The 6,783-nt window shown below is 74.0% G+C and carries 5 protein-coding genes; 4 read left to right on the top strand and 1 reads right to left on the bottom strand.

The window, feature by feature from the left end; genetic code table 11:
- Window positions 1-148 precede the first annotated feature (148 nt).
- Window positions 149-2,005: a CocE/NonD family hydrolase gene (locus ACI793_RS16390; RefSeq protein WP_456607437.1), complete on the bottom strand. Its 1,857-nt coding sequence runs from the start codon at window positions 2,003-2,005 to the stop codon at window positions 149-151.
- A 159-nt stretch (window positions 2,006-2,164) separates the two neighbouring features.
- On the opposite strand from ACI793_RS16390, the gene sucC reads away from it, so the two are divergent.
- From sucC to ACI793_RS16370, 4 genes are all read left to right on the top strand, one after another.
- Complete coding sequence (sucC, locus tag ACI793_RS16385) at window positions 2,165-3,328, top strand: ADP-forming succinate--CoA ligase subunit beta (RefSeq protein ID WP_456607436.1); 1,164 nt, start codon at window positions 2,165-2,167, stop codon at window positions 3,326-3,328.
- 29 nt (window positions 3,329-3,357) lie between these two features.
- On the top strand, window positions 3,358-4,236 hold the full coding sequence (sucD, locus tag ACI793_RS16380; RefSeq protein ID WP_456607435.1) for a succinate--CoA ligase subunit alpha: 879 nt from the start codon (window positions 3,358-3,360) through the stop codon (window positions 4,234-4,236).
- Window positions 4,237-4,407: 171 nt separating this feature from the next.
- The gene (locus ACI793_RS16375; protein WP_456607434.1) at window positions 4,408-5,442 is read left to right on the top strand and encodes a hypothetical protein; all 1,035 of its coding nucleotides are present in this window, start codon (window positions 4,408-4,410) and stop codon (window positions 5,440-5,442) included.
- 144 nt (window positions 5,443-5,586) lie between these two features.
- Window positions 5,587-6,777, top strand: coding sequence for a cell division protein PerM (locus ACI793_RS16370; protein WP_456607433.1), 1,191 nt, complete (start codon window positions 5,587-5,589; stop codon window positions 6,775-6,777).
- The last annotated feature ends 6 nt before the right edge of the window (window positions 6,778-6,783 follow it).

Genomic DNA, 6,783 nt, shown 5'->3' with positions numbered 1-6,783 from the left:
GGGCGGCCGGGCGCAGCACGGCCCCCCCCACGCCGCCCCCCCCCCCCCCCCCCCCCCCCCCCCCCCCCCCCCCCCCCCCCCCCCCCCCCCCCCCCCCCCCCCCCCCCCCCCCCTCCGGCCGAGGTCGTCGACTGGCTGCGCGAGCGCCTCAGGGGCTGACCACCGGCACGGTGAGCTGCTGCACCCGCCCCGGGCCGGTCGCCAGCGCGACCGGCTGCGGGAGGGTGGCGCCGCGGTAGGCGAGGTCCCCCCCGGCCAGGACGACGGCCAGGCGGTGACCCGGGGCGAACCGGTGCACGATCGCCGGCAGCTCGATGGTGACCGGCTTCGTCGCGTCCGCGATCCGGGCGGGGGAGATCAGCCGGTGCGGCAGCTCCACCGCACCGTCCGGGCCGACGTCGTACACCTTCGCGTAGACCACCAGCTGGCCGCCGGGGCCGCCCGCCTGCGTCGCGGCGACGGCCGGGGCATCCAGCTGCACGGTCAGCCGGGGCGAGCCGACGACGTCCATGGGCTGCGCCAGGGGTGGCGTCGAGAAGCGGATCGCCGTCCCCGGCGGATCGGTGACCGGGCCGGTCTGGTCCAGGAACGCCGTCTCGGTGTAGTTCGGGCCGATCGGCGCGACGCTGCTGTAGGTGCTGAGACCCGGCACCACCTGCGCCGGGTCGTCCACCAGTGCGCCACCGAAGAGCCCGCCGCCGGACAGGTGCAGCGTCCGCTCGGTCCCCACCGGGTAGGACGGTGCCGAGGCGTAGGCCTGCTCGACGTCCCCCGTCTCGGCCATCACCCAGTCGCGGTAGTACTCGAACACCGGTGCCGGCGCCTTGCCGCGGCCGCGCACGTAGTGGTCGAACCAGGCCAGCGCCTGGCGGCCCTGGTAGGAGTTCTCGGGGTTGCGCTGGTCCAACTCGCCCGGCTGCGGGTCGAGGGCGCTGTGCCCCCAGGACTGCCAGACCAGCGACACCGGGGTGCCCTGCGCCTTCAGCGCGGCGTAGGTGGCCACCGACTCCTGCAGGTTGAACAGGGTGTCGGCCTGGCCCTGCGCGATCAAAGTCGGCGTGCGGACGTCGGAGACGTAGGCGGCCACGGAGTTCGACCGCAGGAACTCCACCGACCGCTGGCTGGCGTACCCGGTCGCGGCCACCTCGGCGAGGGCGGTGCAGACCGGGGCGTCGAAGTTCAGGCAGTTCTCCCGCGCCAGGTTGCGCACCTGGGCCGGATCGCCGAGCCCCGGCAGGTCCTGCAGGCCGCTGGCCAGGCCGAGGGCGGTGAACAGCAGCGACCACTGGTACTTGAACACACCGGTGTTCGGCGAGCCGACCGAGCCGCTCAGCGCGCTGCCGCCGGGGATGCCGCTGTTGTCGGGGTTGAGCGAGTAGGAGAGGTCGTTCCACGTGATCATCGGGACGATCGCGTCGAGCCGGTCGGTGCCGGCCGCGTGCTCGACGGCGGCGGCCGCGAACTGGATCTGGCCGCCGTAGGAGCCGCCGACCATCCCCACCGCCGGGTCGTGCCGCACCTTGGTACGGCGGTCCTGGCGGATCACCTGGTCGACGTGCACGCGCTCGCCGGTCGCGTCGTCCACCGCGACGATCGAGCGGTCGCCGCCGAGGAAGCGCAGGAGCTGGCTCGCGGCGGCACCGTCGTGCTCGCGGTCGTCGAGGGTGATGGGGCACAGGTCGCCGTCGACGAAGCCGAGGCCGGTGTAGGAGAGCGTCACGTACCCGTGCTCGCCGAAGCCCTGGGCGAAGTCGGCCTGGTCGGCTTTCGTGCCGCCGAACCCGTTCGTCGCCAGCAGGGCCGGGCCGGGCCTGCGGGCGGTGACGCCCGGGGGGACGTAGAGATCCGCGTCGATCTGGCAGGTCCGGTTCTCCGGTCCGAGGCCGGTCACGGTGATCGTCAGGTCGCGCGGGACGATCTCGGTCGCGGCTGCGGGAGGCGCCAGGGCGACCGTCCCTCCGGTGGCCAGCACGGCCGTGAGCAGGGCGGTCGTCGTTCGGCGCACGGGAGCTCCTCGTCGGTCGGCGATCGGGCGGTGGCGCGGCGGGGCGGCCCGTTCGCTGCCGCAATCGGGTGAGGAAGGCTGTGATGCACCCCACGCCGGACCCATCTCTCCAACGCCCGGGGCGGCATTCCGGTTACGGGCGGGCTACGGTCCCTCTTCGTGGATCTCTTCGAGTACCAGGCCCGTGACCTGTTGGCCTCGCACGGTGTCCCCGTGCTCCCCGGCGGCGTCGCCGATACGCCCGATCAGGCGGAGGCGATCGCCCGCGAGATCGGGCAGACCGTCGTCGTGAAGGCGCAGGTGAAGGTGGGCGGCCGCGGCAAGGCCGGTGGCGTCAAGCTCGCCGACAACCCCGAGGACGCGAAGGCGCGCGCCCAGGACATCCTGGGGCTGGACATCAAGGGGCACATCACGCACCGCGTGATGGTGGCCCAGGCCAGTGACATCGCCGAGGAGTACTACTTCTCCTACCTCCTCGACCGCTCCAACCGCACCTTCCTGGCCATGGCCTCGAAGGAGGGCGGCGTGGAGATCGAGCAGCTCGCCGTCGAGCGCCCGGAGGCGCTGGCCCGCATCCCCGTCGACGCCAGCGTCGGTGTGGACGCGGCCAAGGCGGCCGAGATCGTCGACGCCGCGAACTTCCCGGCCGAGGTGCGTGACCAGGTCATCGCCATCGCCGTGCAGCTGTGGGACGTCTTCACGAAGGAGGACGCCACGCTGGTCGAGATCAACCCGCTGGCCAAGGCGCCCGACGGCACCGTCCTCGCCCTCGACGCCAAGGTGACGCTCGACGAGAACGCCGAGTTCCGGCAGTCCGAGCACGCCGCGCTCGAGGACGCCGCCGCCGCCGACCCGCTCGAGGCGCGCGCCAAGGAGAAGAACCTCAACTACGTCAAGCTCGAGGGCGAGGTCGGGATCATCGGCAACGGTGCCGGCCTGGTCATGAGCACGCTGGACGTCGTGGCCTACGCGGGCGAGGAGTTCGGTGGCGTCAAGCCGGCCAACTTCCTCGACATCGGCGGCGGCGCCTCCGCCGAGGTCATGGCCAACGGCCTGGAGATCATCCTCTCCGACCCCGCCGTGAAGAGCGTCTTCGTCAACGTCTTCGGCGGCATCACCTCCTGCGACGCCGTGGCCAACGGCATCGTCTCCGCGCTGGGCATCCTCGGCGACGAGGCCACCAAGCCGCTGGTCGTCCGGCTCGACGGCAACAACGTCGAGGAGGGCCGGCGGATCCTCGCCGAGGCCAACCACTCCCTGGTCACCGTCGTGGACACGATGGACGGCGCCGCGCGCCGGGCCGCCGAGCTCGCCGCCTCCTGACCTCCCCGACTCCCGACAGGACTCCAGAGATGTCGATCTTCCTCAACGAGAACAGCAAGGTCATCGTCCAGGGCATGACCGGCTCCGAGGGCATGAAGCACACCTCGCGCATGCTCGCGTCCGGCACCGCGATCGTCGGCGGCGTCAACCCCCGCAAGGCGGGTACCAACGTCGACTTCGACGGCACCAGCGTGCCGGTGTTCGGCTCGGTCGCCGACGCCATGAAGGAGACCGGCGCCGACGTCAGCGTCATCTTCGTGCCGCCGCCGTTCGCCAAGGCCGCCGCGATCGAGGCCGTCGACGCCCAGATCGGGCTCGCCGTGATCATCACCGAGGGCATCCCGGTGCACGACTCGACCTACGTCTGGGCCCACGCCCAGGGTGGCGCGACGCGCATCATCGGGCCGAACTGCCCCGGCCTGATCAGCCCCGGGCGCAGCAACGCGGGCATCATCCCGGCCAACATCACCAAGCAGGGCAAGATCGGCCTGGTGTCGAAGTCCGGCACGCTGACCTACCAGATGATGTACGAGCTGCGGGACATCGGTTTCTCCACCGCCGTCGGCATCGGTGGCGACCCGGTCATCGGCACCACGCACATCGACTGCCTCCAGGCCTTCCAGGACGACCCGGAGACCGAGGCCATCGTGATGATCGGTGAGATCGGTGGCGACGCCGAGGAGCGGGCCGCCGACTTCGTCAAGGCCAACGTCACCAAGCCCGTCGTCGGCTACGTCGCCGGCTTCACCGCGCCCGAGGGCAAGACCATGGGCCACGCGGGCGCCATCGTCTCGGGCTCGGCCGGGACCGCCCAGGCGAAGAAGGAGGCCCTCGAGGCCGCCGGCGTCCGGGTGGGCAAGACCCCGTCGGAGACCGCGCAGCTCATGCGGGAGATCATCGGCGGCTGACCGCCGCGGCTCCTCCACTGCCCGGTGACCGCAGCTGCGGTCACCGGGCAGTGCTGCGTCCGGACCCGGTCGGATCACGACGGGGGATACTGCGGACGAGGCGGTTGCCAGGGCTCGGGACTGCTCGAACAGGAGCTCAGTGATCGAACGACTACCGAGGAGTGGCTCGAGATGACCAGTCAGCCGCCGCCGCCCCCCGGCGGGCCCGAGCAGCCCCACCCGGGGCAGCAGCCGCCGTACGGTCAGCAGCCGCAGCAGCCGCAGCAGCCGCAGCAGCCGCAGCAGCCGCAGCAGCCCTGGGGCCAGCCGCAGCAGCCGCAGCAGCCCTGGGGCCAGCAGCCGCAGTCACCGTGGGGTCAGCAGCCGCAGCAGGGCGGTTACGCCCAGCAGGGCTACGGCGTGCCGGGACCGGCAGGCGGCAGGCGCACGTCGGTGGACCTCTCGAAGGTCGGGCTCCTCGAGCGGCTGTTCGCCGGCACGGTCCTGCTCTTCACGCTGTTCATGATCCTGCCCTGGTACGGCTTCGACGACGAAGGTCTCGAGGGCGTCGACGCCTCCACCAACGGGTTCTCCGACGCGATCGGCTTCGGCGACTTCACCTTCGAGATCGGCTACGCCACCGGGCCGTCGATCCTGGCCTGGCTGCTGCTGCTGGCCGCCGCCGTCTGGGTGCTCCTCCCGGCGTTCACGACCGTGCGGCTGTCCGTGCCGCGCAGCTTCGTCACCGCGGGGCTGGCCGGCCTGGCGCTACTGCTCTTCCTGATCACCTGGATCGACCAGCTCGACCTGGCCGACGGGCCGGACCAGGAGGCGAGCTTCAGCATCATCGCGTTCCTGGCTCTGCTCACCGTGCTCGCCGCCGCCGTCCTCGCCGTGCTGCTGGCCCTGCCGGACCTGCGGGCCCGGAAGGCGGGGGGAAGCGGTCGGTCGACGGGTGACCAGCAGCAGATGCAGCCTCCCCAGCCCTACGGGCAGCCCCCGCAGCAGATGCAGCCTCCCCAGCCCTACGGGCGGCCCCCGCAGCAGATGCAGCCTCCCCAGCCCTACGGGCAGCCCCCGCAGCAGGCACAGCCTCCCCAGCCCCACGGGCAGCCCCCGCAGCAGGCACAGCCTCCCCAGCCCTACGGGCAGCCCCCGCCGCCGCCGCACGGCCACCCGGGCACGCCGCCCCAGGCGCCACCGGGGCAGCCCGGCGGCACCGCCTGAGCGGACCCGGACCCGCACGAAGCAGTCGTTCAGGGCCGGCGGTCACCGGCCGCCGGCCCTGACCGCTTCGTCGGGTTCCCGGTTTGTCGGCTCGCCGGGCGCGTGTGGCGACCACGGACGGCGCCTGCTTGGGAGACTGGGTCCGTGGTCTCGTTGCTCGCACGTCTGCCCCGGAGGGGTTCCGACGGCGGCAACGGATCGCTCCCGCTGGTGTGGCTCGCGCTCGCCGCGGCCGTCGCCGTGTCGGTCGCCGGCCTCGGTGTCCTGGCGCTCGCGGTCGGCGTCGTCTCCACCCTGGACCCCGCCGGTGGGCCGGGAGCCGGCGGATCGGTCCTGCTGGCCGCCCGGCTGTGGCTGCTGGCCCAGGGGGCGGGCATCACGGTCGCCTCCGGGCCGATCGTGCTCGCGCCGCTGCTGCTCACCCTCGGGATCGCGTGGGGGCTGGCCGGCGTCGGCCGCGTCGTCGTCCGGGCCGCCGGCCCCACCGGCCCGCGGGACGCGGTGCGCGCCGTCGGTGTCCTGGCCGGCGCGCACGTCGTCCTCACCGCGGTCCTGGCCCTGATCGCGGACGGGCCCGGCGCCGACGTGGGCCTGCCGCGCGCCGTCCTGGGCAGCGCCCTGCTGGCGGCCACCGCGGCCGGGTGGGGAGTGAGCCGGGAGTCCGGCGCGTTCGACGCCGCCCTCGGCCGGCTGCCCTCCCAGACCGGCCCGGTGCTGCGCGGTGTCCTCGCCGGCCTGCTCACCGCGCTGGCCCTGTGCCTCGCCGTCGTCGCGATCTCGCTGGCCGCCGACGCCGACGGGTACGCGGCCGTCTCCGGCCGGCTCGGCGGAGCCGGCGCGGGAGCACTCGGGCTGCTCGGACTCGGTGTGCTGCTGCTGCCCAACGCCGCCGCCGCGGTCCTGGGCCTGGCCGCGGGGCCGGGGTTCTGGGTGGGCAGCGGCACGTTCGTCTCCGTGCACGGCGTGACGCTGGGACAGGTCCCGGCGCTGCCGATGCTCGCCGCACTGCCCGACACCCAGGCGGTGCCGCTGCTGGCGTTCGCCTCCCAGGCGATCCCCGTGCTGGCCGGCCTGGTCGCGGGACGGACCCTGGCCCGTCGCTTCAGGGCGGACGACGGCGGCTCGGTCGTGGCCGGCCTGGGCGGCGTGCTCGCCGGCGTCCTGCTCGGCGGGGTCTCCGGCCTCCTGGTCTGGGCCGCCGGCGGGTCGCTCGGCGACGCCGGCCTCGCCCAGGTGGGGGCGCCGCCGGTGGCCACGGGCGTGGCCGTCGCCGCGCAGGCCGGCATCGCCGCGGCGCTCGCGGCCGCCGCCACCCGGTGGCGCACCGCCGCCTGACGCCGC

Source organism: Blastococcus sp. SYSU DS0617 (assembly GCF_054051075.1).
This window is presented reverse-complemented; position numbering and strand designations above follow the sequence as displayed.

Bases quoted from the DNA above. Each gene is read 5' to 3' on its own strand.
- sucD (WP_456607435.1), top strand. From the start codon at position 3,358: ATGTCGATCTTCCTCAACGAGAACAGCAAGGTCATCGTCCAGGGCATG.
- ACI793_RS16375 (WP_456607434.1), top strand. From the start codon at position 4,408: ATGACCAGTCAGCCGCCGCCGCCCCCCGGCGGGCCCGAGCAGCCCCAC.